The organism is Fibrobacter sp. UBA7003 (genome assembly GCA_002449765.1).
GTDB lineage: Bacteria > Fibrobacterota > Fibrobacteria > Fibrobacterales > Fibrobacteraceae > Fibrobacter.
The window spans coordinates 1-25,186 of record DJXN01000010.1 but is presented as its reverse complement, the minus strand read 5'-3'; the positions used below and the strand labels follow the sequence as shown (position 1 = coordinate 25,186).

General features: G+C 52.5%; 20 protein-coding genes. 6 read left to right on the top strand and 14 right to left on the bottom strand.

Features of this window, described 5'->3' with window-relative positions; genetic code table 11:
- Positions 1-105: 105 nt before the first annotated feature.
- The 8 genes from B2952_RS06655 to B2952_RS06620 form a co-directional block, all read right to left on the bottom strand.
- Positions 106-1,044 carry a glycosyltransferase gene (locus B2952_RS06655; RefSeq protein ID WP_290734787.1) on the bottom strand — a complete coding sequence of 313 codons (939 nt, stop codon included), beginning with the start codon at positions 1,042-1,044 and terminating at the stop codon, positions 106-108.
- A gap of 6 nt (positions 1,045-1,050) precedes the next feature.
- A complete protein-coding gene (locus tag B2952_RS06650; protein ID WP_290734789.1) occupies positions 1,051-1,968 on the bottom strand; it encodes a glycosyltransferase in 918 nt (305 codons plus the stop codon).
- 114 nt (positions 1,969-2,082) lie between these two features.
- Complete coding sequence (locus tag B2952_RS06645) at positions 2,083-3,441, bottom strand: RNA-binding domain-containing protein (RefSeq protein ID WP_290734791.1); 1,359 nt, start codon at positions 3,439-3,441, stop codon at positions 2,083-2,085.
- A 79-nt stretch (positions 3,442-3,520) separates the two neighbouring features.
- Positions 3,521-4,378 carry a glycosyltransferase family 2 protein gene (locus B2952_RS06640; RefSeq protein ID WP_290734793.1) on the bottom strand — a complete coding sequence of 286 codons (858 nt, stop codon included), beginning with the start codon at positions 4,376-4,378 and terminating at the stop codon, positions 3,521-3,523.
- 1 nt (position 4,379) lies between these two features.
- Entirely contained in the window at positions 4,380-5,066 is a 687-nt protein-coding gene (locus B2952_RS06635) for a sugar transferase (RefSeq protein WP_290734795.1), read from the bottom strand.
- 77 nt (positions 5,067-5,143) lie between these two features.
- Entirely contained in the window at positions 5,144-6,328 is a 1,185-nt protein-coding gene (locus tag B2952_RS06630; protein WP_290734797.1) for a DegT/DnrJ/EryC1/StrS family aminotransferase, read from the bottom strand.
- A 10-nt stretch (positions 6,329-6,338) separates the two neighbouring features.
- Positions 6,339-8,168: an OmpA family protein gene (locus B2952_RS06625; protein WP_290734799.1), complete on the bottom strand. Its 1,830-nt coding sequence runs from the start codon at positions 8,166-8,168 to the stop codon at positions 6,339-6,341.
- 79 nt (positions 8,169-8,247) lie between these two features.
- A complete protein-coding gene (locus tag B2952_RS06620; RefSeq protein WP_290734801.1) occupies positions 8,248-10,194 on the bottom strand; it encodes a polysaccharide biosynthesis protein in 1,947 nt (648 codons plus the stop codon).
- 213 nt (positions 10,195-10,407) lie between these two features.
- Between B2952_RS06620 and B2952_RS06615 the strand changes: the two genes are divergently transcribed.
- The 3 genes from B2952_RS06615 to B2952_RS06605 all read left to right on the top strand — a co-directional run bounded on the left by B2952_RS06615 (position 10,408) and on the right by B2952_RS06605 (position 14,772).
- Complete coding sequence (locus B2952_RS06615; protein WP_290734803.1) at positions 10,408-12,609, top strand: CotH kinase family protein; 2,202 nt, start codon at positions 10,408-10,410, stop codon at positions 12,607-12,609.
- Between the two features lie 160 nt (positions 12,610-12,769).
- Positions 12,770-14,434 (top strand): diphosphate--fructose-6-phosphate 1-phosphotransferase, encoded by a 1,665-nt coding sequence (locus B2952_RS06610; protein WP_290734805.1) that lies wholly within the window; start codon positions 12,770-12,772, stop codon positions 14,432-14,434.
- A 167-nt stretch (positions 14,435-14,601) separates the two neighbouring features.
- Complete coding sequence (locus tag B2952_RS06605) at positions 14,602-14,772, top strand: hypothetical protein (RefSeq protein ID WP_173366685.1); 171 nt, start codon at positions 14,602-14,604, stop codon at positions 14,770-14,772.
- A 23-nt stretch (positions 14,773-14,795) separates the two neighbouring features.
- Here the strand turns inward: B2952_RS06605 and B2952_RS06600 are convergent, their stop codons facing one another.
- From B2952_RS06600 to B2952_RS06590, 3 genes are read right to left on the bottom strand one after another with little or no spacing between them, the layout of a single operon-like run.
- A complete protein-coding gene (locus B2952_RS06600) occupies positions 14,796-15,839 on the bottom strand; it encodes an ABC transporter ATP-binding protein (protein WP_290734807.1) in 1,044 nt (347 codons plus the stop codon).
- Position 15,840: 1 nt separating this feature from the next.
- Entirely contained in the window at positions 15,841-16,695 is an 855-nt protein-coding gene (locus tag B2952_RS06595) for a patatin-like phospholipase family protein (protein WP_290729693.1), read from the bottom strand.
- Complete coding sequence (locus B2952_RS06590) at positions 16,688-17,767, bottom strand: ABC transporter permease (protein WP_173366688.1); 1,080 nt, start codon at positions 17,765-17,767, stop codon at positions 16,688-16,690. The genes B2952_RS06595 and B2952_RS06590 overlap by 8 nt, the downstream gene beginning before the upstream one ends.
- A 208-nt stretch (positions 17,768-17,975) precedes the next feature.
- Here B2952_RS06590 and B2952_RS06585 point away from each other — a divergent pair, with 208 nt between their 5' ends.
- Positions 17,976-19,220, top strand: coding sequence for a vWA domain-containing protein (locus tag B2952_RS06585; protein ID WP_290734809.1), 1,245 nt, complete (start codon positions 17,976-17,978; stop codon positions 19,218-19,220).
- Positions 19,221-19,223: 3 nt separating this feature from the next.
- Here B2952_RS06585 and B2952_RS06580 read toward each other — a convergent pair whose 3' ends face one another.
- Both B2952_RS06580 and B2952_RS06575 read right to left on the bottom strand, forming a co-directional pair.
- The gene (locus B2952_RS06580) at positions 19,224-20,018 is read right to left on the bottom strand and encodes an RNA methyltransferase (protein ID WP_290734811.1); all 795 of its coding nucleotides are present in this window, start codon (positions 20,016-20,018) and stop codon (positions 19,224-19,226) included.
- Positions 20,019-20,020: 2 nt separating this feature from the next.
- Positions 20,021-20,893, bottom strand: a complete 873-nt coding sequence (locus B2952_RS06575; protein ID WP_290727186.1) for a sugar phosphate nucleotidyltransferase — start codon at positions 20,891-20,893, stop codon at positions 20,021-20,023.
- Between the two features lie 77 nt (positions 20,894-20,970).
- Between B2952_RS06575 and B2952_RS06570 the strand changes: the two genes are divergently transcribed.
- A complete protein-coding gene (locus B2952_RS06570) occupies positions 20,971-21,495 on the top strand; it encodes a hypothetical protein (RefSeq protein ID WP_290734813.1) in 525 nt (174 codons plus the stop codon).
- A gap of 451 nt (positions 21,496-21,946) precedes the next feature.
- On the opposite strand, the gene B2952_RS06565 is transcribed toward B2952_RS06570, so the two are convergent.
- Complete coding sequence (locus B2952_RS06565; protein WP_290734815.1) at positions 21,947-23,848, bottom strand: CBM35 domain-containing protein; 1,902 nt, start codon at positions 23,846-23,848, stop codon at positions 21,947-21,949.
- Positions 23,849-23,940: 92 nt separating this feature from the next.
- On the opposite strand from B2952_RS06565, the gene hisS reads away from it, so the two are divergent.
- A partial coding sequence (gene hisS / locus B2952_RS06560) for a histidine--tRNA ligase (protein WP_290781543.1) occupies positions 23,941-25,186 on the top strand: 1,246 nt, incomplete at its 3' end.

The window sequence follows — 25,186 nt, the reverse complement described above, 5'->3', positions numbered from 1 at the left end:
AACGGCTCATACAAGTAATTTGTATTATAAATATATTGAAAGATGGCCAGAAAAATCCAGCCAAAAAAATACAAATATGGGAACACTCTATATAGTGGCATACTTTTATCTTTTTCTACTTCTTAGGGCCCTTTTGTTTTCCGCAACAAAAGCCCGCAGCGACTCCCTGTATTTCTTATTGTACAAAGACATCACCAGCCAACACCCAATATTCTGTAAAGAGAGCAACGCACACACAAATCGATTTAACTTTGCATAATTCAACAGAACATATATAACGGACGTCCAGCGATAAAAACGAGTAAACAACATTTTCCCATCGCCTTTCTTCTGTGTCGAGATGCCCTCGTTATGTATGACTCGGGATTCATTCGCAATCATGGCGCATTTTTTCGCATTTTGCAAAACATACGCCAATATATCTTCTTCATAATACATAAATAGATTTTCATCCAGGCAATTATTTTGCCTAATGAAAGCAGACGACATCCCGAAACAGCATCCGGAAACCATTCCGTTAAAAATAAAATCCTTGTCCGTGGGATAATCTATAAAACGGGATTTATTTTTTTGACCAGAGAAAAATGTTTTGAATAATTTTTTACTTGTTAAATAAGACTCCGCTGTAATGCCATGCCTTGCAAACTGGACATACTTTCCCTTAGGGTTATAAATTGAAGGTCCTACAATAGCTACATCTTTATTCGATGCAAACGCTTCTTGCATAAAGGCAAAAGCATCATTTTGCAGGATAATATCGCTATTCAAAAGATAAACATATTCAAAGCCTTCTTTCAAAGCCTTGCGAATTCCAATATTATTACCACCAGAAAAACCTAAATTTGTTTCACTTATAAGAACTTGCACCTTGTCGTCTTGCGCGTATTTTGAAACCAGTAACTGACCAGACTTATCAGGCGATGCGTTGTCGACCACAAATATTTTATAAGAAGAACATGCCGTGTATTTCTTAATAGAATCAACACAAACAACGGTGTCTTCGAATGTGTTATAATTCAATATGACGACGGCAAAGTTTTCCATATTTATTTACCCCAAAAAGCGGCTCGTAGGAATATTATAGAAATTCAGCACATTTTTCAGACAGACATCATTGTGCGAGCAATCTACATTTTGTTTTGAAAGGGCTCCTTTTTCGTTTGAGCCAACACCCAATTGGTCGACTTCCCAATTTTTTGTCCAAACCACAGGAATCCCGCTAACAATTTCCATACATTTTAGCCAAATATCATCAGCGTCAAAGCACAGTTCCTTGAATCTCGTATCATCAAAAACGCACTTTTTAAGGCAATGTGGCGGATACAGTTTTCCACTTCCGCCCGTCGCTAAAAGAGAAAAACTAGGTTCTAGTACGCTTCGGCACTGGTCTTTCCACATATTATAAGGAAGAAGAATTCCGTCTTTTTGCTTCATTAAATGTACGCGACGTGCACTAATAGCATTTGGATATTTTTTATAAGTTTTCAACAAAGACAACAACCAGTTTGACGGGTAATACAGGTCATCGTCCGCAGTTACTATTATATCGTTGGGGAATTCCTGCATTGCATAAAAATATTTCTTATGCGCTTTCAGGTTCCTTTCGCTATCAATATGGTATTCAACGCCATATTGTTCCAGGGCCAACATTTCTTTCGTGAATTGATCTCGCGAAGAATCTGATCCTAGATAGACAATAATTTTATCAGGCTTAACCTTTTGCCGCAATAAACTTTTTAGGCAAATATGGATTTTATTGAACCTTAACGGGAAAGAAGTCAACGACACAATGATTTTCGTTTCTCTTTCTTCTGTCGCATTTAAGCCGTAATCAAATTTCGCTCTATCAACTAAAAATTTCGTCTTGTAGTTGTTGATTCTATAAACCATGTGGCAGAACGACTTGCGAACGATTTCCCTCAAGCCACCGCCATCATATGCATTTTTTAGTCTGCCAAGAAAATTCATATTCAAGTTTCCCCTTGTTTTATGATTCTACATGGCCTCCCCACATACTTTATCTTCTTCCATACGCCAAAGAACAGGTTTCGGCCTGTATTAAACAGGGATAGGAACTGAATATTATTCTGCATAATACCCACCGGTTTTTCGACTTCCCCGATGCTCCACTTCGCCTTCTTTAGCAAGAATACTCAAATTTTTCCGAACATAACTATCAGAAAAACCTGTTGCATTCATCATGTCTCCTATACTGCAACCAGGATTTTGCTTAACGAATGACAACAGACGGGCTCTGGCAGGAGATTGTTTCTCAGGTTTATCCGTCACTTTATCCGCTACTTTATCCGCTACTTTATCCGCTACTTTTTTTGAGGATACAGTCACTTTGAGACCTCCTCCTAAAATTTCGAACTTCGGCTCCTGCAAGCCTGCATCACGGAACAACTGAATAACGCGAGTAACGCCCGAGCCATATTTTTCAATTTCACCAAGCAAGTGAAAATGATTAGCTATAGCCTTATTACGGAGTGTTGAAAGATAACGGTTGTGCACTAAATCGTCAACGCTTATATCTTCAGGAAGTATTCCAGGATTAAAGAACTCAATATAATCCGAAAACACCTTCACACAAGATTCAGACGGAGAACGATAATCCCTATGGACTATCATATTCAAGATTATTTCACGCAGAGCGTCTAACGGATAGTCCCAAACCAAGTCGTTTTCAGGTTTACCTGTTATTACGACTGCACAGTTGATATGTTTTTTTACAAATTCAAAAATATGATCTACCTGACTCACCAGGTCGCCATGGGCCTCATCTCTATCCTTGATTATCGTCGGTGTCTGGAAGAAACCCATCTGTACTGCGGTATTTATATGCCAGTCCTTGGCAAAGAGCATTTCCGCTGCAAACGTCAGTTTTCCATCACGCAACAGGCGATTTTTCCGCAAAAAATCAACCGGATCCAAGGGCAAATGGTAGCCACGGCGGTTTATGCGTTCAATGCTTTGCTTGACCTTCCTTAACGATATGTCGTCCATTCTCCCAGATTCATCAAGGACATAATCCCAGCTAGAGTTCTGCGTTTGCAAGGTACAGTCGCCAATTTCAGACGGAGACATCAGATGGTTGCTATTCTCATGACGCATAAAGCAACGCCCCTGAACAGACACGGGCTTAATTGCGCTTTCACGAACAATTAAGGCGACCAACTTTTTGCCCTTATACTCAATCAGCTCAACATCAGGTATTTGCTCGGGCTCGGTCTTACTTTTTATTTCATTCAGCCAGTTCTGCACACTTTCTTCGCCAATTTGCACACCATGTACTTTCGTTAGCGATTTTAACCCGACAATTATGGTGCCGCCTTTTTTATTCGCAAAGGCACAGACAGATTCTATCGTCTCTTGATTAAAGGACGATTTGAACTCAACCTTACTGTTTTCGCCCTTGGAAATCATTTTTTCAAGCAGCATCAGCGTTACACCCTATCTAAAAAAACTTGTTTCTAGGTACAATTCTAAACATAATAAAAAACATTTTGAAATGCAATAATCACCCCCTCCCCACATACTTCATCTTCTTCCACACGCCAAAGAAGAGGTTTCGGCCGGTATTAAACAGTGACACGACCGGGTTCATTCCTTCGGCTTCGCGGTAGAGCTTGTAGTGCCACTTGATAAGAGATAAGTGGCGAGATTGCCCCAATGGGAGATCCCCGCCTGCGCGGGGATGACAGGAGTGTGTTATCGAGCCACCGCGTTTGCGGTAGCGGGCCAGGTTTTCGTCCAGGAGGTAGCAGTCGGCCTTGCGACATATCTTCAGCCACATGGCGTAATCGTTGTTCTTCTGGATTTCGGCAATCTGGATATCGCCCACCACCTCGCGGTCGTACATCACGGTAAGGCATCCGGGCCAGCAGTAGTTATACATTCCGGTCTTGGTGATGCGTTTCGGGCCCCCAACAATCGTTCCCGTGGGCTTGCCGTCCTCGCCCATTTCCTCGTAACGCGTATAGCTGAAGGCATAACCGTTCTTGGTCATGAAGGCAATCTGCTTTTCGAGTTTGTCGGGCGTCCAGGTGTCATCGCTGTCGAGAAAGGCGATCCACCGGCCCTTTGCCTCGCGGAGGGCGCGATTACGGCTGTAGGCGGCACCACGGTTGCGGTCGTTTTTTAGGTAGTGGATTCGCGATGAAAGATCCCCGCCTTCGCGGGGATGACAGCATAAATCGCGGGGATGACAGCCTTGAATAACACTATTCACGACCTCGTCGGTGTTGTCGGAGCTGGCATCGTCAACAATAATCAGTTCCCAGTCGGCATAGGTCTGAGCAACAACCGAGTTGATGGACTCGGCAATGTACGGAGCCGTGTTATAGCTGGGCATGATAATCGACACCAAAGCGGACATGCTATTTCGCCTCCGCTATCAGTCTCTTCGCTTCTTCCTGACCGCGGTCGTATTCCTCGCGGGTAATGCGTCCGTTTGCCAGCAGGTAATCGCCAAGGTCTGTGGCGGTATCGCAGTTCTCTTCGGTAATGTCGGAACGCTTGATAAACGCCTTGTTGAGCGTCGTAAGGATAATCTTCACGTCGCCTAGGAAGGTGATATTCTTGATGTATTCCAGGTCGTAGGCGATCTTGGTTTCCCAGGTGACAGCATTCCGACCGTTGATCTGGGCAAGTCCGCTCAAGCCCTGCCGTACGGTGTGACGCTTGCGCTGTTCGGGGGTCATAAACACCATGTCGCGCACGAGTTGCGGCCTCGGACCGATTACCGCCATGTCGCCCTTGAGAATATTGAATAGTTCCGGGAGTTCGTCGAGGCTGGTGGAGCGAAGGAACTTACCGTATGCGGTAAGACGCACGTCGTCCGGAAGCAACTTGCCGTTTGCATCCTTCTCGTTTGTCATGGTGCGGAACTTGACGAGCTTGAATATCTTTTCGTCCTTGCCGGGACGGGGCTGCGTGAAGAACGGATTCCCCTTCATCTTGAACGCGCCCACAACCGTGAGCACGAGCATCAGCGGGCTCAGGCAGCAGATTGCCGCCAGGGCACAGAAGAAGTCAATCGGGCGTTTAAGGAAGCGGGAGTACATTTTAATTCAATATAACAAGTTTTTCTGGGAGATCCCCGCCTTCGCGGGGATGACAGACTATGTTGCGGGGATGACAGCTACCCCTCAAAACACTCCCTGATCGTAGCGATGATGGCCTCCTGCTGGTCGGGGGTCATCTTGTTGTCGCTGGGGAGGCAGAGCCCGCGGGCGAAAATATCGGCACCGACGTCATCTCCCGAGGCGGTCACGAAGGCATGGCCCGCATACAAAGGCTGCATGTGCATGGGTTTCCATATCGGGCGTCCTTCGGCATTCATCGCAGAAATGCTTTCCAGGATTTTCGCGGGCGTCGCCTTGCCTCTACCCTCGCCTATCGCATTCTCGTCGATAATCATGCAGCTCAGCCAGAAGTTCGGCACGGAATTCGCCGCGTCATAGGGGTTCATCTGCACGGGGAGCCCGGCAAGGCCCGCCTTGTATCGCTCGTAAATGGCTCGCTTCTGCGCAATGTGTTCCTCGAGGTGCGGCAGCTGTCCGCGCACCACACCCGCGATCACGTTGCTCATGCGGTAATTGTAGCCGATTTCCTCGTGCTGGTACCACGGCGCGGGCTCACGGCTCTGCGTGCTCCACTTGCGCACACGGTCGGCATCTTCCTTGCTGTCGGTAAGGTACATGCCGCCGCTACTGCCGGTGATAATCTTGTTCCCGTTAAAGCTGATGGCGTTGAAGTCGCCGAAACTTCCGGTCTGCACTCCCTTGTAGCTAGCCCCGAAGCTTTCGGCGGCATCTTCGATGAGCAGGGCGTCGTGACGCTTGCATATTGCGCGAATCTCGTCAACCTTCGCGGGCGTTCCATACAAGTGAACAAGCACGACCAGCTTCACGTCCGGATAAATTTCGAAGGCCTTTTCCAGAGCCACGGGATCCATATTCCAGGTATCGCGTTCGCTGTCGATAAAAACGGCCTCGCCATTCTCGTAGGCCACCGGGTTGAGCGTCGCAGCAAACGTCATGTCGCTACAGAAAACCTTCTGCCCGTGCAGAGAACCCTCGCCCGCCTTGGGCACTCCGAACAAGCGGACACCCGCAAGCCGCGTAGCCAAATGCAACGCCGCAGTCCCCGCCGAGAGCGCTACGGCATACTTCACGCCCACCTTCTCGGCCACCTGGCGCTCCACCTCGTCGATATTCTTCCCGACGGTGCTCATCCAGTTGGTCTCATAGGCCTCCTGCATGTAGCGGAGTTCATCGCCATGCATGGTGGGGCTAGCAAGCCAGACTCTCTTCTCGAAACGCATCGACTCTCCTTTAAGGATCATCCTTATAGAACGGAATCAGTTCCACGCGGCGGTTCTTGGCACGGCCCTTCTTGGTCTTGTTGTCGGCAATGGGCTTGCGCGGTCCAAAGCCAACCGCACGGAGACGCTCGACCGGGATTCCCTTGCGGATAAGATAATCAACCGCCGACTGGGCGCGGCCCTGCGAAAGGTTCTCGTTATATTCGTCGCCGCCAACGTTATCGGTGTGGCCCTGGATTTCAAGGCTCACGTCGCCAAACTTAGTCAGCAGTTTCACAATGTCGTCGAGAGTCCTGTAGCTCGCCTTGGTCAGCACGGTGGAGCCGCTCTTGAAGTTGATTCCCTTCTTGAGCCTTTCCAGGTCTTCACGCTTGTTGACAGGGCAACCCTTCTTGTCGATTTTCACGCCACGTAGGGTGTTCGGGCACTTGTCCTGATAGTCGGGAATGCCATCGCGGTCAGAATCCATCGGACATCCGGTCGTATCCACCGGAGCGTTCTTCGGAGTCGCGGGGCACAGGTCCTTCGTGTCCGCAACACCGTCGCGGTCCTCGTCCATGGCGCAACCCGTCGAATCGACGCCGATGTTCGGCTGCGTATTCGGGCACATGTCCTTATGATCGGGGACACCGTCGCCATCGAAGTCGCGCGGGCAACCCGTCGTATCCACCGTAATTCCCGCAGGCGTATCCGGGCACTTGTCGCGGTCATCCGAAACACCGTCGTTGTCGCTATCCGGCAGCGAATCCACCTTCACGTAAGACTGCTTCTGCACCACCGTATCGACCGTGTATACGGTGTCCACATGCACAATCGTATCCGTGCGGGCCACGGTCACCGTGTCGCGCGGCTCTTCGGGCGGGAGTCCCTGCGGGCACTGGCGTTCGGAAACCTTGTCCGCAATGCCGAACTTCCACGTCAGGAGTCCTGTCAGGGCATACGTCGGGGCCGGCGTGTAGCCATACGTCTTCTTGTATCCCTTCTGGTCGGTGTAGCCGATAGTCCACTTATCGACATCCTTCATTTCCTTGTCGCGGTCATAGAGCGTCCGGAGCATGCGCACCGAGAAGTCGATGCCGCCAGAAAGCTCCAGGTTCCACGGCAGATGGAACCTGAGACCCGGAGTCAAGGTCATCGGATCTTCCCAAAAATCAATCGGGAGCCCATTGTTTTCTACGCGGAATTCGCCGCTATATTCGACAAAGGAGGTCATCCACTTGAACATGTCCCAGTCGATACCGGTGCCATAAACCAGCGTATTCGAGCCCTCGTTCGCATAGACAAATCCGATATTCGCGTTCCAGCGCAAGGGAACGTTCACTTTTGTCAAATCAACAGTCGTCACGGCGCTCATCCCGACGACCACTTCGCCCGCCGTATAGGGGTGCGTTTCGCCCTTCCCGTGGATATACCACGCATGGCGAGGACGGATACCGATAGAACGGACGCCAATCGGGAGATACAGTTCGAACTGTCCGGCCAGGCTGAACACGCTCGAATCGCTAAAGAAGGGAGCGCGCGCCTTGGCCCAAAGGTCCAGGTCTCCCTGCCTGATATTGCCGGCCGCTTCCCAGTAGCTGCCCGCATACGACCTGTCGTAGTTGATGTTGAGCGCGGCACCGATATCGATGAACCGGGTGAGCCCGACCGCGCCGAAGAAGTTACCTGTCGCCGAAACCTTCAGGTGCTGGAGCTTTTTCCTTTCGCCATCGTCGTAGAAGATTCCTCCGCGCGAAAGCGCCCACGGGTCAATCGCAAAATTTCCACCCGTACCAACAATGACCTGCCCCGTACCGAGCGTCTGGGTATTAATTTGGTGGACACCGTCGGAACCACCCATAAGGCCAGTCTGGGCAAGGCAAGCCGCTGCAAACCCCAAAACCAAAACAGAAAAAAAACGTAATTTCATAACATTCCGGTTAAAAAGACTGGCCAAATTTAGCTTTTTCTGTCGCGTTGTACTGTTCCGGGGAGACAAAAGTAGGCACAATCTCGTGCAAAGCACGCACGGTTCCAGCCTCGTCGTTCGCAAAGGCCGCATCCCTGAGCTTGCGAAGCTGCGGAATAAACTTGCCATTGTCAATTTCAAGCTGTTTTCCAATAAAGATGAGCTTGTTGCCGGTTTTTTGCAGGCCTTCCTCGTCCATCAGGAGTTCTTCCTTAATCTTTTCGCCAGGCCGGAGCCCAACAAACTTTATCGGGACATCCTTGTAAGGCACCTTCCCGTACATGCGGATGAGGTTCTCGGCAAGCGTCACGATCTTGACGGGTTCACCCATGTCGAGCACGAAAATCTCGCCGCCGTGCGCGATACTGGCCGCCTCGAGCACAAGGCTCACCGCCTCGGGAATCGTCATGAAGTAGCGGATGATATCGGGATGCGTTACCGTCACGGGCCTTCCCTGCTCAATCTGGCGCTTGAACAGCGGAATCACGCTCCCGTTGCTGCCGAGCACATTTCCGAACCGCGTACATACAAATTCCGTTCCGCTCCTCTTGTGCTGGGCAAGGTACTGCACAATCATCTCGCAGCAGCGCTTGGACGCCCCCATCACGTTCGTGGGGTTTACCGCCTTGTCGGTACTGATCATCACGAACTTCTTGACCTTGTTGAACAGCGAAAGGAACGCCACGTTGAAAGTCCCCGCAACGTTGTTCTTAATCGCCTCCATCGGGCTATTTTCCATCAAGGGCACATGCTTGTGGGCCGCCGCATGGAACACCACATCGGGCGTGTACTTCTTGAAAATCTGGTTCATGCGGTTGTAGTCGCGCACGCTCGCAATGAGGGTCACGAAGTCGAGACTATTCCCGTACTCCATAAGGAGTTCCTGCTGGATCTCGTAGGCGTTATTCTCGTAAATATCGACAATGACGACCTGTTTCGGGTCGTATTTCGCAATCTGGCGCACGAGTTCGCTGCCGATGGAGCCGCCGCCACCCGTAACCATGCAGACCTTGCCCTCGATATAGCCGCGGACATCCTTGTTATCAAACGTAATGGGGTCGCGCCCCAACAAATCCTCGACCTTGATATCGCGAATCTGCTCCACGAAGCTTGTAGAGCCGTCGCCAATGCTTGAAGTATCGAGCAGGCTACCGATAAACGGCAGCACTTTGACCGGGAGCCCCGTCTTGCTGCATATCGCGAGAATCGCCTGGCGGTCCTTGGAGGGGCAACTGGGAATCGCGAAGATAATCTGCTCCACGTTCTCTGCTTTCGCGACCTTTACAATATCGCGCGATCCGCCCGCAACAAGTATGCCGCAGACCGTGGATCCTATCTTGTTCCTGTCATCGTCAATAAGGCACACGGGCTCTATTTTCGATTCGACACTGCTTGCGGCCCCCGTAGAAAGCCTGTTGATTTCGGTAATCAGGAGCTTCCCCGCCTCGCCCGCGCCGATAATCATGGTACGCTTGCGTTCCGCATCCTTGCGGCCGACTTCAGCAATCGTCAAGAAGGCGTCGCGGAACACGAAACGGAACAGGCAGATGCCCACAATGGTAAGCAGGCACGAAAGCGCCGAGAAACGCAGATACGAGACCCCGGTAATAATATAGTAGAGGCAAATAGCGACGGAATAACCGAGCACGACACCGATAATGCAACTCAGGTAGTCCTTTTGCGAGAAGTAGCGCCAAAGCTTGTTGTATGCACCTACCAGGAGGAGGGCGGCAAGGCAGCATACCACGCACGTCGACATGAACGAGAAAAGCTCAGGGCGTCCGATTCGCGATGCATATATGGGAATCGGGAAATTCGCGAGCAGTCCCGCAATAACGACGATGAAACCGTCCGCAAGCGCGAGCAGTCGCTTCCGGAGCCTGAAATTGGTAAACAGCTCGGATATATCTTTCTTCATCGTGTTTTGGGCCCCTCCAAGATATAAACATTTTCGATTATCGGGAAGATATGTTACGCCATTTTGGAAATGAGTGTGATTTGCGTCAAAACACCCCATTTTTTGCCTTCCAAAAACTGTAAAGAATCCGTTAACAATCGTCAAAATTGGCGAAATCTTTTTAATTTAAGGGATGGTGTGTGGACTTAGGGCGTTTTAGCGTCAAGGTCAATTATGCAAAGAAAACTCGCTCTTCTCTCGTTTATAACAGCCGCCACATTCTTCGCGGCATGTTCAGACGAGCCCACAAACGCGAACCCGATCGACCCGAACGGAGGCATCCAGGACTCCATCCCCGTGGTGAATCCGGACAATCCGCTCAACCAGCAGGGAGACCCGAACCAGGGCCAGGGGCAACAAAATCCGCTCAGTTCCGCAACGGGCCCTGTCAATCCGCAATCAAGCAATGCCCAGCTCGGCATTTCCAGCACGACACAGCCCGGCATTTCGAGTTCGTCGGCCCTGATAATCGCCATGTCTTCTTCCGTCGGGCTCAAGGAATACGACGACAACCACAAGGCAAAAGCGACGTTCCTCCCCAAGGCGGGTTTCTACTCTAACCTGACCATTGAACCGCCGACCCCCACGAAGGGTGGCGAAATCAAGTGCACGTTCGACGGATCGTTCCCCACGCAGGGTTCGCAGGCGATTACCTCGGCGATGCAGATTACCAAGAACACCGTGGTGCGCTGTAGCGAGTTCGTGAATGGCCAGCCCGCCGACACCACGACGCAGACCTACTTTATCGGCGAAAACGTCTCGATGCCGGTGGTAGCACTCACCGTGAATCACCACGACATGTTCGACTCGACCGACGGCCTTTATGCGACCGGCCCCATGAACCAGCTCCGTTGCAACAACCCGAACTTCAACCAGATGAGCATGGGTGTAAACCTTAGCGACAACAACAATTCCAAGTGCGCCGAGCCCTGCTTCAAGGCGAACTTCTGGTGCGAAGATTCCCTTCCCGTGCACGTAGAATACTTCGAGAAGGGCAGTTCCACCACCGAAAAGACGTGGGAAATCGATGCAGGCATTTCGCTTATCGGTAACTGGAGCCGCTACAAGCCCAAGAAGAGCGTCGCCATCAAGATGGACAACGACGAATGGGGCGACAAGGTGCTCAAATACTCGTTCTTCAAGACGCGCCCCGAAGCAAAGAAGATGAAGAGCTTCAACCTGCGCAACAACGGCAACCGTTTCTGGACGGACTACATCGGCGATGCCATGATGACGAGCCTCATGGAAGGCACCGACGTGGATTACCAGCGCAGCCTGCAGGTGGTGGTCTTCTACAACGGCGAATACTTCGGAATTCACGACCTGCGCGAACGCCTGAACAGGAGCTTTGTCGAGACGAACTACGGTATCGACAGCAAGTCCATCAACATGATTAACATCAAGGGCAACAGCGCCGAGGCTAGCGGCACCAAGGGAGCCTCTGCCGACGAATACAAGAACATTGCGAACCAGATTATCAACGGCAACTTTGCCGGCGACAACAACCAGAGTTACGAACAAATGAAGCAGAAGGTCAACATGAACAGCTTCGCGCAGTACATGCTGGCCGAATTTTACTTCCACAACGGCGACTGGCCCGAAAACAACATCCGCGCCTGGGGCGGCAACGGCAATCCGTTCAAGTTCGTCGCATTCGACACCGACCACGGATTCGGTTTCTCGCCGGGCATCAGCGGGTTTGACGTAACGAGCCAGAACATGTTCCAGTGGGCGCTGGGCTCTGCCACGAGGGACAACAGCCAGCAGGGCGGCCAGCAACAGCCCGGTCAGGGCCAATTCCCCGGCATGGGCGGTTGGGATATCGGCGGCGGATGGGGCTTCGGCGGCGCAAAGCAGGGCCCCGCGCAGATGCTCAACAAACTTCTCGACAACAACGATTTCAAGCGCCTGTTCATCAACAACGCATGTATATTGCTCGACAACTACCTGACCTACGAAAATGTGCAGAAGAAGGTGCAAGAGATGATGGCAGCCATTCCTGCGAGCGAACAGCAGCGTGACCAGCAGAGATGGCCGCGCAACCAGGGCAGCTTCCATTGGTCTCCCGACGGTAGCGACCTTATTCAGTATGCCCAGAACCGCACCCAGACGGTCCGCCAGGAAATGGAGCAATACTTTGGCCTGCAGAATGCAGTGAACGTGAGCATCAACGTGAGCGGGAGCGGCAGCGTGACGGTTGACGGCATGAAACTCCCGAAGAGCAATTACCAGGGCAAGTTCTACGCGGGTAACGACCTGTTATTGCAGGCAGTGCCGAGCAACGGCTCCGTGTTTACCGGCTGGAGCGACGGTTCGACAGAAAACCCGCGCAAGTTCACTCCGAACGGCCAGCCCATCACCGCACAGTTTAAGTGACGCGAAGCGTCATCCTGAGCCTCATTCTTGTCATCCCCGGCTTGACCGGGGATCTTTTTTAACGTGGCGTTGTCACAAAAAATTTTTCTATATTTACTCCCGTAATTTTTTAACCCTGCCTGTGCGTCAACCCGCCGGGCAAACTCAAAAGGAAACAACAATGGCTGACAATCTGTCCGTCCTCGGCAAGGCCCGCAAGGCCTACCAGCCGAAACTCCCCGCCGCTCTCCGCGACGGCGCTCTCAAAGTTGCTCTCGTGAAGGGCAAGCCCACCCAGTCCGTCCGTGACCAGGCCAAGATCAAGGCCCTGTTCCCGAACACCTACGGCGCTCCGTACATCGGCATGAAGAAGGCTACCAAGGCTGCTGCCGGTAAGGCCCTCAACGTGGGCGTGGTTCTCTCCGGTGGCCAGGCTCCTGGTGGACACAACGTGATTGCGGGTATCTTCGACGGTATCAAGAGCATCAGCAAGAATTCCAAGCTCCTCGGCTTCCTCGGCGGCCCGTCCGGCCTCGAGAACGGCAAGTTCATCGTGATCAACGAAAAGATCATGGACTCCTACCGCAACACTGGCGGATTCGACATCATCCAGTCCGGCCGTACCAAGCTCGAAACTGAAGAACAGTTCAAGAAGTGCATGGCTGTTGCCAAGGCCCAGAAGCTCGACGCTATCGTGATCATCGGTGGTGACGACTCCAACACCAACGCTGCTGTCCTCGGTGAATACTTCCAGGCCAACGGTGCTAGCTGCGTGGTTTGCGGCTGCCCGAAGACCATCGACGGCGACCTCAAGAACGAATACATCGAAACCTCCTTCGGTTTCGACACCGCCGTGAAGACCTATTCCGAACTCATCGGCAACATCATGCGCGATGCCAACTCCGCTCAGAAGTACTGGCACTTCATCAAGCTCATGGGCCGTAGCGCTTCTCACATCGCTCTCGAAGCCGCTCTCCAGACCCATCCGAACATCTGCTTGATCTCTGAAGAAGTCAAGGCCAAGAAGATGAAGCTGAAGCAGGTCATCAAGTACGTGGCTGACATCGTCGCTGCTCGTGCTGCTGACGGCAAGAACTTCGGCGTCTGCCTGATTCCGGAAGGCCTCCTCGAATTCATCCCGGATGTGGGCGTGCTCATTTCCGAACTCTCCGAAGCCCTCGCCCACCACGAGAAGGAAGTCGAAGGCCTCGACACCGCCGCCAAGGTGGAACTGCTCTGCAAGTGGATTTCCAAGGCTTCTGCCGAAGTCCTCAAGAGCCTCCCCTCCACCACTCAGGGCCAGCTGATGCTCGACCGCGACAGCCACGGCAACGTGCAGGTTTCTCTCATCGAAACCGAAAAGCTCGTCATCGAAATGGTGAAGAAGGAACTCAAGAGCCGCAAGAACTTCAAGGGCAAGTTCAGCGCCCTCAACCACTTCTTCGGTTACGAAGGCCGCTGCGCCGCACCGTCGAACTTCGACGCCGACTACTGCTACAGCCTCGGCTTCACCGCCTCTGTGCTCGCCTTCAACAAGATGAACGGCTACATGAGCTCTGTGCGTGACCTCACGAAGGGCATCGAAAAGTGGACTGCCGGTGGCATTCCTATCACCATGATGATGAACATCGAACGTCGTCACGGTGCCGACAAGCCGGTTATCCAGAAGGCTCTTGTGGAACTCGACGGTGCTCCGTTCAAGTTCTTCGCCAAGAACCGCGAAGTCTGGGCCAAGACTGAATCCTACACCTATCCGGGTCCGATCCAGTACTGGGGTCCGAGCGAAGTGTGCGACGTTACCAACTTTACGATTAAGTTGGAACGCGGCGCTCTCAAGGTGAAGTAAGACTCGTTTCTCGGAGGCGTCTGCTTCGTTGCCGCGCCCCTCACGTATTATTATACGCTACGGGGCACGGACGCCTTGCATCCATCCTCCGATAAACTTCGTCTTGATTTTTTATCTCTGCAGTTCTCTGCAGGGATTTTTTATGTTTATAAAAAAGGAGCTACACTATGGCCTGTGCAAATTGTAAAATCCGAGCCCAGTACGACAAGAACCCCAAGTCCCTCATCGGGCGTTTTTGGCGGTTCCACATCAACTTCTGCCCCGGCTGGAGAAGTTATCTGAAGAATCTCTCCGAAGAAGACCGTATTGCAATCAAGGAAAAATACAACCTCAAATAGTGCAGGAATTTTTTACTGCGCCTTTAGGTTTGTTCCAAGGAATAACAATAGGCAAAATGTTCTGAGCCCACTTGCGGAGGCAATTCCTGCGATTGGCATTTCTCCTGAATTTCGGCAGACAATCCAGCACATTTTTCACAGCGGTCTGCAAAACGGCAGCCCTTCACAAAATCGCGCGGATGCGGCACGGAGCCCGGGATGGAGCGCAGATTGCACATGTCGTTATGGTTCTCAGGAATCGCAGACAATAGCCCCTGCGTATACGGGTGCAGCGGTTTATCGATTACTTCACGAACAGGCCCACACTCCACAATGCGGCCAGCATACATCACGGCTACACGGTCTGCATATTGCGAGACGATTCCCATGTTGTGCGTAATCAGCAGGACCGCTGTTCCCGTGCGATTCGCCATGTCTTTCAAAACCGCAAGCACCTGCGCCTGGACCGTCACGTCAAGCGCAGTCGTAGGTTCATCGGCAATAATCAGCTTCGGTTTCGGAAGCAGCGCCATCACGATGCATACGCGTTGGAGCATGCCGCCCGAAAGCTCATGCGGATAGGCATCCAGCACACGATCCGGATCGCTGAAACCAGCCGCAGCAAGCTGTTCCTTGATTTCGGCAAGAGGAGATTCCGATTTTGCTCCAAAAGAAAACGCTTCTAGCAGTTGCTTCTTGATGGTCAGAACAGGATTCAGCGCTTGCATCGGTTCTTGAAAAATGCATGCAATGCCCGCACCTCGAACTTTTTGCAATTCATTCAGCGGAATTTTTGCAAGGTCTACAGGAGTCGCATCGGCGCCGACATCGTTGTAAAAGACAGCCCCCTCTACTATCCGTGCGCTCGGCTGCGGAAGCAACCTCAAGATGCTCATGGCGGTCACGCTTTTGCCGCAACCCGACTCGCCCACCAAAGCAAAAAATTCGCCCTCCTGAATATCGAACGATATCTTGTCAGTCACCTGAAGCGGAGGAATCCCATCGCGCGGGGCTCCTTTCTTGTCGAAACCGAACGCAACGGAAAGACCGTCAACCGAGAGAACAACCTTCCTTGAGGATTCAGCCATGTCAATCCCTCGAAATGAAATTCTTGATTTCATTCATCCGTTCCGACGCAATCCTTTTACCCATGTCATACACACGCTGGAGTTCTGAACGATTTTTTTCGATACGGCTTATACCAAGAGGGGCTTCGGGACAAAGGACGAGCGTATTCCCCAACTTTTCCTGTTCGAATACAAATCGTGTCTCGGCATTATACATCTCGTGGCGATGAGCCATCGCTTCAATAAACTTTGGATACTTGCGATAGATAAATCGCATTAGTGGCATCAGCTTGTTCGGACCCTTCACGTAATTCCGGGGCTGCGTGAGAATGACTATGTTACGGTCATAGCCAACAGACTGCATAAACTGGAGCGGAATAGAATCGGCAATTCCACCATCCATGTACTTACCGTCGTCAATTTCTACGATTTTCGCGGCAAGCGGCATCGAGGCCGAAGCACGCATCCATTCCAAATCCTTGTCGCTTCCATCTATGAGTTTCGGGAAAACCGCCTTGCCTGTCTCGATATCGGTTGCCCCCATGTAGAATTCCATCGGATTCTTCTTAAGGGTTTCGAAATCGAACGGGTCCAGTTCCTGAGGAATCTTGCGATAGCAAAAATCCGCATTGTAGATATCGCCCGTCTGGAATAGCGAGCGGAAGCTACAATAGCGCTTGTCTCCAGCGAAACGCAAATTATAGCGCAAGGCACGGCCAGGTTGTCTTGACTTGAGATTACATCCGAAGCAGGCTCCTGCCGAAATTCCCACAGCACCATCAAAATCAATTCCCTCTTCCATGAACGTATCGAGAATGCCGCAGGTAAAAAGGCCGCGCATCGCGCCACCTTCGAGAACCAATCCTTTTTTAGACATACCTATCTCCCGATTTTGGATCCATGGCATCCCGCACGCCCTCGCCCACAAACGTGGTGAGGAGCAGCGTCACAAAGAGGGCGGCGACCGTGCTCACCGAAATCCACGGTGCGTAAAGGTTGTTGAGGCCCTGGCTCATGAGTTCGCCCCAGCTGGGCGTGGGCGGCTGCAGGCCGAATCCCAGAAAGTCAAGCGAAGTAAGGCTCCCGATACCGCCAATGAGCGTGAACGGGAACAGCGTCACCACGGGCGTCATCGCATTCGGCAAAATTTCCTTGAAAAAGATATGCCTGTGCCCCATGCCCAGAACCTTCGCCGACTGCACGTACGTCATGCCGCGAAGCTTGAGGAACTCCGCACGCATATAGTAGCTGAGCGAAATCCAGTTGAACGCCGCCATAATCAGGATCAAGAGCCAGAAACTGCGCCCGTAAATGCTTCCAATCAAAATCACCACGTAGAGCATCGGGAGCGACGACCAAATTTCAATCATGCGCTGCATGCCAATATCCCAGAACTTGCCGAGATAGCCCTGGATACCGCCGATGACAATCCCGAGGAACGTCCCGAGCACCGTCAAGAGCAGGCTAAAACTGATACAAATCCTGAACCCGTGAATCAGGCGCGCCAAAACATCACGACCATTGCTATCTGTGCCGAGCCAATGCCTTGCACTCGGCGCAAACGGGGGCGCTCCGTCCTCGCTCAGGTCCGCCTTCAGCGGGTCATGCGCAATCGGGGGCATAACCGCCCAAACCTCGGGGCAGCCACCCGCGCGGGTAAAGCCCTCGGCAGCGTCTTCCTCGCACTCGCGAACCGCCTCGAAAAGCTTGCCATAATCGGCTTCCGTCTGGTATTCCCCGCCAAAATCCGCATCGCTGTACCGCACGAACGCCGGGAAATACGTCTTGCCCTCGTAACGCAGCACGAGCGGTTCGTCGTTCACCGTCCACGGGCTCGTGAGCGACAAGAAGTACGCCACCACAAGCACCACCAGCGACCAGAACGCCCGCTTGTTCTTGCGGAAGCGCTTCAGCCGGTTCAAAGTCTCTGTGGATAAGCGAATTTTCACGATACAACAATATAAAAAAAGTTCAATCTTTTTTTTCAAAAAAAAGCATTATCGACATAAGAAACAATACGTTTCATAAAAAAGACTTGACCACAAATTTTTATAAAAACATTCGTTTTTGCCAAAAAAATATCTTGAATTTGTTTCATAAAAAAAATAAAATTAACATAGACTTCCCTCGGGAACCGTATAAATAGGAGGAATCGACATGAAAAAAGGATTCGGGTATTTATTAATGGCGGGACTTGCATCGCTCTGCATGTCCTGCAGTGACAACTCGGACGATTGCTGTGGGGATATGGCCGGCGCAACCGAATTCTCCGAGGATGCCATCGCCAAGGATGGCTTCAGTGGCGAAGCCCCCGGCGAAGGTGGGGCCATTGGCGAAGGTGGCGGTGCGGAAGTCGAACAAGGCAATCAAACCTATTCGGGCCTGCTCACGGCCGGCGAATGGAACGACCTTGACAATTGGAAGTTCTGGACTGATCTCCTCAACGAGAACGAGTTCTACAACAATACGGAATACTGGGGATTTTACCCGAAGAAACTCGTTGCAGTAAAAGTTATCGATGAAGACAGCGTCGGCATCGCAAACGTCTCCGTCGAGCTCCTCAAGGGAGGCGATGTGGAATTTGCTGCCAAGACCGACAACACAGGCTATGCCTACTGCTGGATAAACCTGTTTAGCGGAGCTGCGGACGATTCCACCATCGAATATTCGCTCAGCGTTGACGGAGTCGACTACACGGAACCGCTCGCAATTACGGCCAAGGGCGACGAAGAGCTCAACATCAACTTTGTCGTAAGCGAAGCCAAGCAGGCCGAAGCCAAGGCCGACATCGCCTTCATCGTGGACGCCACGGGATCCATGGGCGACGAAATCGACTTCCTCAAATCGGACCTCGACGACATCATCGAGAAAGCCAAATCGGGAAATAACGTGAACCTGCGTACGGCGGCGGTAGTCTACCGTGACGAAGGGGACGACTACCTCACGCGCTACGACAATTTCTCCAGCGATCTCTCCAAGACGCAGGCATTCATAAGCAAGCAAAATGCAGGTGGCGGCGGCGACACCCCCGAAGCGGTGCACTCCGCCCTCGAAACCACGCTGCAGAAGCTTTCCTGGGACGAATCAGCACGCGCACGCATCGCCTTCATCATCCTCGACGCCCCCGCACACCACGAAGACAAGATTATCAAGAGCCTCCAGAATTCCATCAAACTCTTCGCCAAGAACGGCATCAAGCTGATCCCCGTGGCGGCAAGCGGCGTAGACAAGCCCGCGGAATTCATGCTGAGGTTCTTTGACCTCGCGACTGGCGGCACCTACGTGTTCCTCACGGACGACAGCGGCATCGGATACCACCACATGGAAGCATCTGTTGGCGACTTCGAAGTGGAAATTCTCGCCGACTTGATGGCAAGACTCATAAAGAAGTACATCGAATAAACATTATTTTTCGATTTTTTCGGCAAACTTGACAGATCCCGCCGCAGCCTTTTCGGCAGCGGCTTTATCTGCAGCACGTTCGAGACGCGCAGGCTTTCCCGCCAAGTTACGCAACAGCCCGAAGAGAGCCGAAAGTTCGTTGCGCGTGGGGTGCAGGCGCTGCACAAGCGTATTGAGGAAGTTGTCGCGCCACGCCTGGTCGTGGTACTGCCCCGTCAGGTAGCGGTCGAGGAACTTCTTGAATCCGTCAATCTGCTGGATCGTCGCGGGAGCCGTCTCGCAGGCCCCCTTCGTGCCACGCTTTGCGCGCCCTTCGCCGTTCGCAAGTGCGCCACTGCGGCATAGTTCATACAGGCCGACCGTCACCGCCTGCGCCAAGTTGAGGCTCATGAGCCCCGGCACAGGAATTTCGCATTGGTAGGTGCAAGCGTTCACTTCTTCGGTTTCGAGCCCGCAGGATTCACGCCCGAACACGAGCGCAATCGTGCCGTTCTCGGGCAAGAGTTCCGAAAGCCCAGGCATCATCGTATGCTTGATGGCAGAACCGTAAATGCGGCGGCTGAATGCGACCGCGCAGGCGCAATCGCCAATGGCGTCTTCGAACTTGTGCACGATGGTCGCCTTGTCCAGGACCTCGTGGCTGTTCGGTGCCGTGTGATAGGAATTTTCAATCACCTTGTCACGCTTCGGATAGACGATATAAAGTTCGTCGAGGGCGTAGCAGTGCATGGCGCGCGCGACAAAGCCCACGTTATGGGGATGTTCCGGTTCTACTAGGACAACTCTAAATTTACGCATAACTAAACCTTCCAGGTAAACCCTTTCCCGCGGATTTCGTTCTCAATTGTTTCGCCTTCGGCAATTTGTGCGCCGGCATAAATCACGGAGTGCCTGATTTTCACGCCCGCGGGCAGTTCCACGCCGGGTACGACGACGGCTTCGTTCGGGTTACGGCCCAGTTCCTCAAGGCGCGCCTCCACCGCATGCATCAAGCCCTCGGGCGACCCCATGTCAATCCAGGTGGCATTCAGCTGGCTCATGTCCACGAAGGGCGCGCGGCCTGCGGCAATTTCCTGCTTCCAGAATTCGCGTATATCAAACTCGCCTTCCCGTATGCGCGAGAGGGCAGCGTCGCTGTACCACGATACGCCGGAAAACGTCGCAGGGGTGCCTTCCGTAGCGCCGAACCGCCCGGCAATGCCCGCCAAGCGACCGTCAGCGCCCACCCGGAAGGTGTTCACCTGCGGGAAGTCCACCGCAAGGAGCGCTACCTGCGGGCCGTCCGGCTGCGCGGCCAATGTCTGCGCGTTGCTCACGAAAGCCTTCAAATCAAAACTGCAGTAGGCGTCGCCGTTCATCACGAGCAGGCCACCGCGGTAACCTGCAGCATAAATGCGATGCAGCGGCCCCGCCGTCCCGAGAATTTCGGGCTGTTCCACCCAAACTTTCTCAAATCCGAGAGTCTCGCCCGCCGCGACCACCTGTTCCGCCAGGTAATGCGCATTCGCATGCAGGCGCACATCGCCAATCGCACGCGCCTTGCGGGCCTGCAAATCGAGAATCGAAGCGTCCACCACGGGCACGAGCGGCTTGGGCACATCGTTCGTGAGCGGGCGGAGCCGCGTCCCGAGTCCCGCCGCCAGAATCAAGACATTCAGGGAACAGTTTTCCATTGCCTCAAATGTAGAAAAATAAAAAAATGTATATTCAAAACTGTGAGAAGACTCAACCTAAATAAGGATTCCCTGTAATGTTCTGTCCGAACTGTGGTGAGCATTACAATTTCTCTGAGCCCCGCTGTCCCTGGTGCGGAGCGTCAAAGCCTCATAAAGAATCTTCTAACGAAAAATATGAGACAGTCGAGATCGACGAAAAAAAACTCCCGCTCAAGACACGACTGTATTCCAAGCGCTATGTCGCAGCGCTTATTTTATTCACAATAGGAATTACATGTCTTACCGTGATAACGAGAGACGCATTTATTGCTGAATATCCGGACATAATAAACTTCAACTCCACTTATTTTGTTGCATTCGTTTTTTTAATATGCATTCCCTTTTTAGGGGTCTTGGGATTTATGTACGACAGTGAGCAAAAGAATAATCCTCGGGATGACTCTAAAAACGACCTTGTTTCTATGTTCAAAACGCAGTTGCAATTCTATTATCTGGCCCCATTCAAGTACGGCTACCGTTGTATAAAAGAACGAAACTACAAAGGCCTAGTCCTTTTTGCAACATTCATTTCAGCACTTGCATTTTTATTTGCCTGGTAGCTATAGAGCAAGGCGCCGACGCCTCACGAACTGCGCACGAAATGCGCCCTGAAATGCACACCGAAAGTCCGAAATGCGCCCGAAAGGCCCCCAGATAGGACTAAACCACCTCTTTTTATCCATTTAGTCCTACATTTTTTGAATTTGACGCCTTTGAAACGCCCTTAGATAGTACCAAAACCCACTTTTCACCCTTTTTAGTCCTATCAAACAGGTCACTTTCGCACAAAAAGTATCCTCCAAGAGAGTCAAACCGTCGCAAAGATAGGACTAAATCGCCACTTTTGGCGCATTTAGTCCTACATTTTTTGAATTCGACGCATTTGAAGCGCCCATAGATAGGACTAAAAGGTCATTTTTGCGTAGTTTAGTTCTATTTTCGCGCAAAAACTCCCCGAGACGCACCCAAAACCGCGCCTAGAGCACAGCAGTTCGCCCGAGGAACCTTCCCCTACCGGGCGATATTCACGCGATGCACCGCAGAGCCTACGCGCACAAGATACGAGCCGGCCCGTTCCACCTGGAAATCGAGCCCGCGCCGCCCCTGCAAATAGCCGGAACGCAACCCCCTGCCCTGCATATCCATGATGGCGACAGGAGCGCCGTCCGTTCCCGATACGTGAACGTTGCGACCCGACACCTGCACATGGAATTTTACACCCGCCACAGGCGTAAAGCCCGCAACCCGCGTAGACCCACCAGGCACTTTCACCTCGATATAGTCCACGTCCACATGCCCCCAGTTCTTGATGATGGCGAAGGTATTGGCCCCCGCGTTGAGCGACACCTGCACCGGCATATCCTCAAAGGCAGCTGCGGCCCCACCCAAGTTCCCTTCAAGCGTTACCGGGAATTCCTGGGATTTGACCTTCGTCCCGTTTACATGGATATCCTGAGTCTTGGCGTTTGAAGCGGTGTTGCTGAAGCGGATTACAACCTCATACTTCCCGGCCGCAGGGACACTGATATTGAACGTGATGTTGCCCGTCGTTTCGGTACGCATATACTTGCCACCCGACGCAGCATCATTCGTCTTCTCGGTGCACCCGGTGCAAGTCGCGGCCTCCGCCTCGTAGCGCACGGCCTCATAGGATTCATTCCCCGCCGAAGAACTGGACGGGCTGACCGAGGAACTGGATTGATTGACCGACGCGCTGGATGGCGGCGTAAAGCTCGACGAATATACGATCTCGGACGTCGGAATTCTGAAAAGTTCCTCGCAGTCGTTGCGAACTTCCCGTATTTCCTCTACCACGGTATTTTTGCTTTCTACGCAGTCATTCGAATCGATTGCGCTGTTGTCGCACCAGCCGTTCTGCGCGTATTTGTCGACGCTGACCACGTAGCCAACAGCTTTCTCGTATTTTTCAATATTACTCCCAGCCTTATTCCCGTTTGACGGCATCACCACTTCTTCCACAAAATAGTTGAAATGGGGATTGTAATAAGGCAGCCCCTGTTTTTTGGAATTATAGAAGTAGTTTCCGGTAACAGTCCAAGAAGCGCCCTTCATGTCGATATTTGCGTCGTCATAGGACACCTCGCCGTTGTAATCAAGACTGTCCCCAATGAACATATTGCCCTGGACAAATCCCCTGACCGTTCCTTCCTTCACGTCGATGTTCTCGGCAGTAGTCCCGCTGACGATGTTGCATGTGATTTTCGTATCGTTAACGCGCCAGTCATAGCCGCTATAGCGATGTTGTGAGGCGTCAGTCCCCCAAAAGCCAGCATCCCTGTCGGCCTGCTGGGAAGAGGCCCATCCCGTATTGTAGGTTCCGACATAGATGCCTTCACCGTACTTGGCAATTTCATAGCCAGAACCGTGGATAAAGTTGCGGTTCAGTGTCACCTGTTGGCTGGAATCGCGAACATGGACAATCTCATTTCCCGTGTGGTACACCTCGCAGTCTTCCATCAGGGCCCCGACGGAATTGTCGAATACCACGCCCTTGCTGAAGGTATGGATCTTGAGGTTTTTAAGAACAACATAATTTCCCGTTACGTGAACGCCGTAGTTGTGCTTGTAATCGGAGCTGAATATCTCTGACGGATGTGCAGGATCCGAACCGGCAAGGACAACGGGATTGGCCTTCGTGCCGTCGGCACCGAGCCAGATGAGGCCACAATCGCGACCAGTCTCGTTCACGAACTTGTCGTTCTTGCAGTTGGAGGTTGGCAGTTCGTACTTGCCCGGGGCAACCCAGATGGTATCCCCCGCCTTGGCATTCAAAGTAGCCGAAGTCAAGTCGGCGACAGTAGAAACATTCACCTGCTTGGCGATTACCGCCGTAGACGAAACAAGTGCAGAAGCGCAGATAATGCGCATTGCCCTAACGAAAGATTTTTCCATAAACACCTTCCCTTTCTTTTCAACCTATGAATATACATCCTTGACCGCGTTTGCGCAAACATTGCGCAAAAATTTCTAAATTGTGTGACACTATGAGCATTTCTATCCCCCAGCTGCCCAAGGGCACGCGCGATTTTTACCCGGAAGCGCAACGCATCCAGAACTACATTTTCGATACCTGGCGTCAAGTCGCCGAAAGTTTTGCCTACGAAGAGTATGAAGGCCCGATGTTTGAGCATCTGGAGCTTTACACCGGCAAGTCCGGCGAAGAAATCGTAAGCCAGCTCTACAACTTCAAGGACAAGGGCGACCGCGAAATCGCGCTCCGCCCCGAAATGACCCCGACGCTCGCCCGCCTTGTGATCCAGAAGGCCCGCGAACTCAAGAAGCCATTCAAGTGGTTCAGCATGCCGCGCCTTTTCCGTTACGAGAAGGCGCAGAAGGGCCGCCTGCGCGAGTTTTTCCAGCTGAACATGGACATTATCGGCACCGAGAGCATCTACGCCGAAGCAGACCTGCTCGCCTCCATAGCGACGATGCTCCGCAAGTTCGGCCTCAAGGACGGCGAATTTGCGATTGGCGTCTCGAGCCGCAAACTTTTGGCCACCTACCTCGAAGAAATCGGCGCCCCGAACCCCGCGCTCGTTTACCCTGTACTCGACCGCCGCCTGAAAATCGGGCCCGAGGCCTTTGCCAAGGCACTCGCCGAAGCGGGCCTCACCGAGGGCCAGGTGAAAAAGCTCGATGACTTCATGAGCTGCAAGAGCATCGAGGAAGTCCGCGCCGCCGTGAAGAGCGAAAACGCGACTGCCGCCCTCGCCGAAATCGAGGACCTATTCGCCACGCTGACTGCAGCTGGTTACGGCGAATGCGTGAACCTCGACCTCTCTATCGTGCGCGGCCTCGCCTACTACACGGGCATCGTGTTCGAGGTGTTCGACAAGGGCAAATCCATGCGTGCTATCGCTGGCGGTGGCCGTTACGACAGCCTCACCGAAAAGCTCGGCGGCGAACGCATCCCGGGAGTCGGATTCGGCATGGGCGACGTGGTCCTCGCAGACCTCCTCGCCGAGCACAACCTGCTGCCGAGCCCCAAGCAGAGCGTCGACTTCTACATCGCAAGCTTCACGAATGACATGAAGAAGGTCTTCGAGACCGCCCAGATGTTCCGCGACGCGAAGTACGGCAACTGCTCCGTAAGCCACCCGCTCGCCCCCATGAAGATGGGCAAGCAGCTCGACCAGGCGAACTACCAGGGCGCAAAGATTGTCGTCTACGTGGACGGTTCCAAGGCCGGCGCAGGCGAATTCGAATACAAGGACATGCGCGTGGGCGAAA

Coding starts and splice junctions, on each gene's coding strand:
- B2952_RS06585 (WP_290734809.1), top strand. CDS start 17,976: ATGAAAAAAGGATTCGGGTATTTATTAATGGCGGGACTTGCATCGCTC.
- B2952_RS06615 (WP_290734803.1), top strand. CDS start 10,408: ATGCAAAGAAAACTCGCTCTTCTCTCGTTTATAACAGCCGCCACATTC.
- B2952_RS06655 (WP_290734787.1), bottom strand. CDS start 1,044: ATGGAAAACTTTGCCGTCGTCATATTGAATTATAACACATTCGAAGAC.
- B2952_RS06625 (WP_290734799.1), bottom strand. CDS start 8,168: ATGGGTGGTTCCGACGGTGTCCACCAAATTAATACCCAGACGCTCGGT.
- B2952_RS06635 (WP_290734795.1), bottom strand. CDS start 5,066: ATGTACTCCCGCTTCCTTAAACGCCCGATTGACTTCTTCTGTGCCCTG.
- B2952_RS06630 (WP_290734797.1), bottom strand. CDS start 6,328: ATGCGTTTCGAGAAGAGAGTCTGGCTTGCTAGCCCCACCATGCATGGC.
- B2952_RS06645 (WP_290734791.1), bottom strand. CDS start 3,441: ATGCTGCTTGAAAAAATGATTTCCAAGGGCGAAAACAGTAAGGTTGAG.
- B2952_RS06610 (WP_290734805.1), top strand. CDS start 12,770: ATGGCTGACAATCTGTCCGTCCTCGGCAAGGCCCGCAAGGCCTACCAG.
- B2952_RS06605 (WP_173366685.1), top strand. CDS start 14,602: ATGGCCTGTGCAAATTGTAAAATCCGAGCCCAGTACGACAAGAACCCC.
- B2952_RS06595 (WP_290729693.1), bottom strand. CDS start 16,695: ATGTCTAAAAAAGGATTGGTTCTCGAAGGTGGCGCGATGCGCGGCCTT.
- B2952_RS06570 (WP_290734813.1), top strand. CDS start 20,971: ATGTTCTGTCCGAACTGTGGTGAGCATTACAATTTCTCTGAGCCCCGC.
- B2952_RS06575 (WP_290727186.1), bottom strand. CDS start 20,893: ATGGAAAACTGTTCCCTGAATGTCTTGATTCTGGCGGCGGGACTCGGG.
- B2952_RS06650 (WP_290734789.1), bottom strand. CDS start 1,968: ATGAATTTTCTTGGCAGACTAAAAAATGCATATGATGGCGGTGGCTTG.
- B2952_RS06565 (WP_290734815.1), bottom strand. CDS start 23,848: ATGGAAAAATCTTTCGTTAGGGCAATGCGCATTATCTGCGCTTCTGCA.
- B2952_RS06620 (WP_290734801.1), bottom strand. CDS start 10,194: ATGAAGAAAGATATATCCGAGCTGTTTACCAATTTCAGGCTCCGGAAG.
- B2952_RS06600 (WP_290734807.1), bottom strand. CDS start 15,839: ATGGCTGAATCCTCAAGGAAGGTTGTTCTCTCGGTTGACGGTCTTTCC.
- B2952_RS06640 (WP_290734793.1), bottom strand. CDS start 4,378: ATGTCCGCTTTGGTGTCGATTATCATGCCCAGCTATAACACGGCTCCG.
- B2952_RS06580 (WP_290734811.1), bottom strand. CDS start 20,018: ATGCGTAAATTTAGAGTTGTCCTAGTAGAACCGGAACATCCCCATAAC.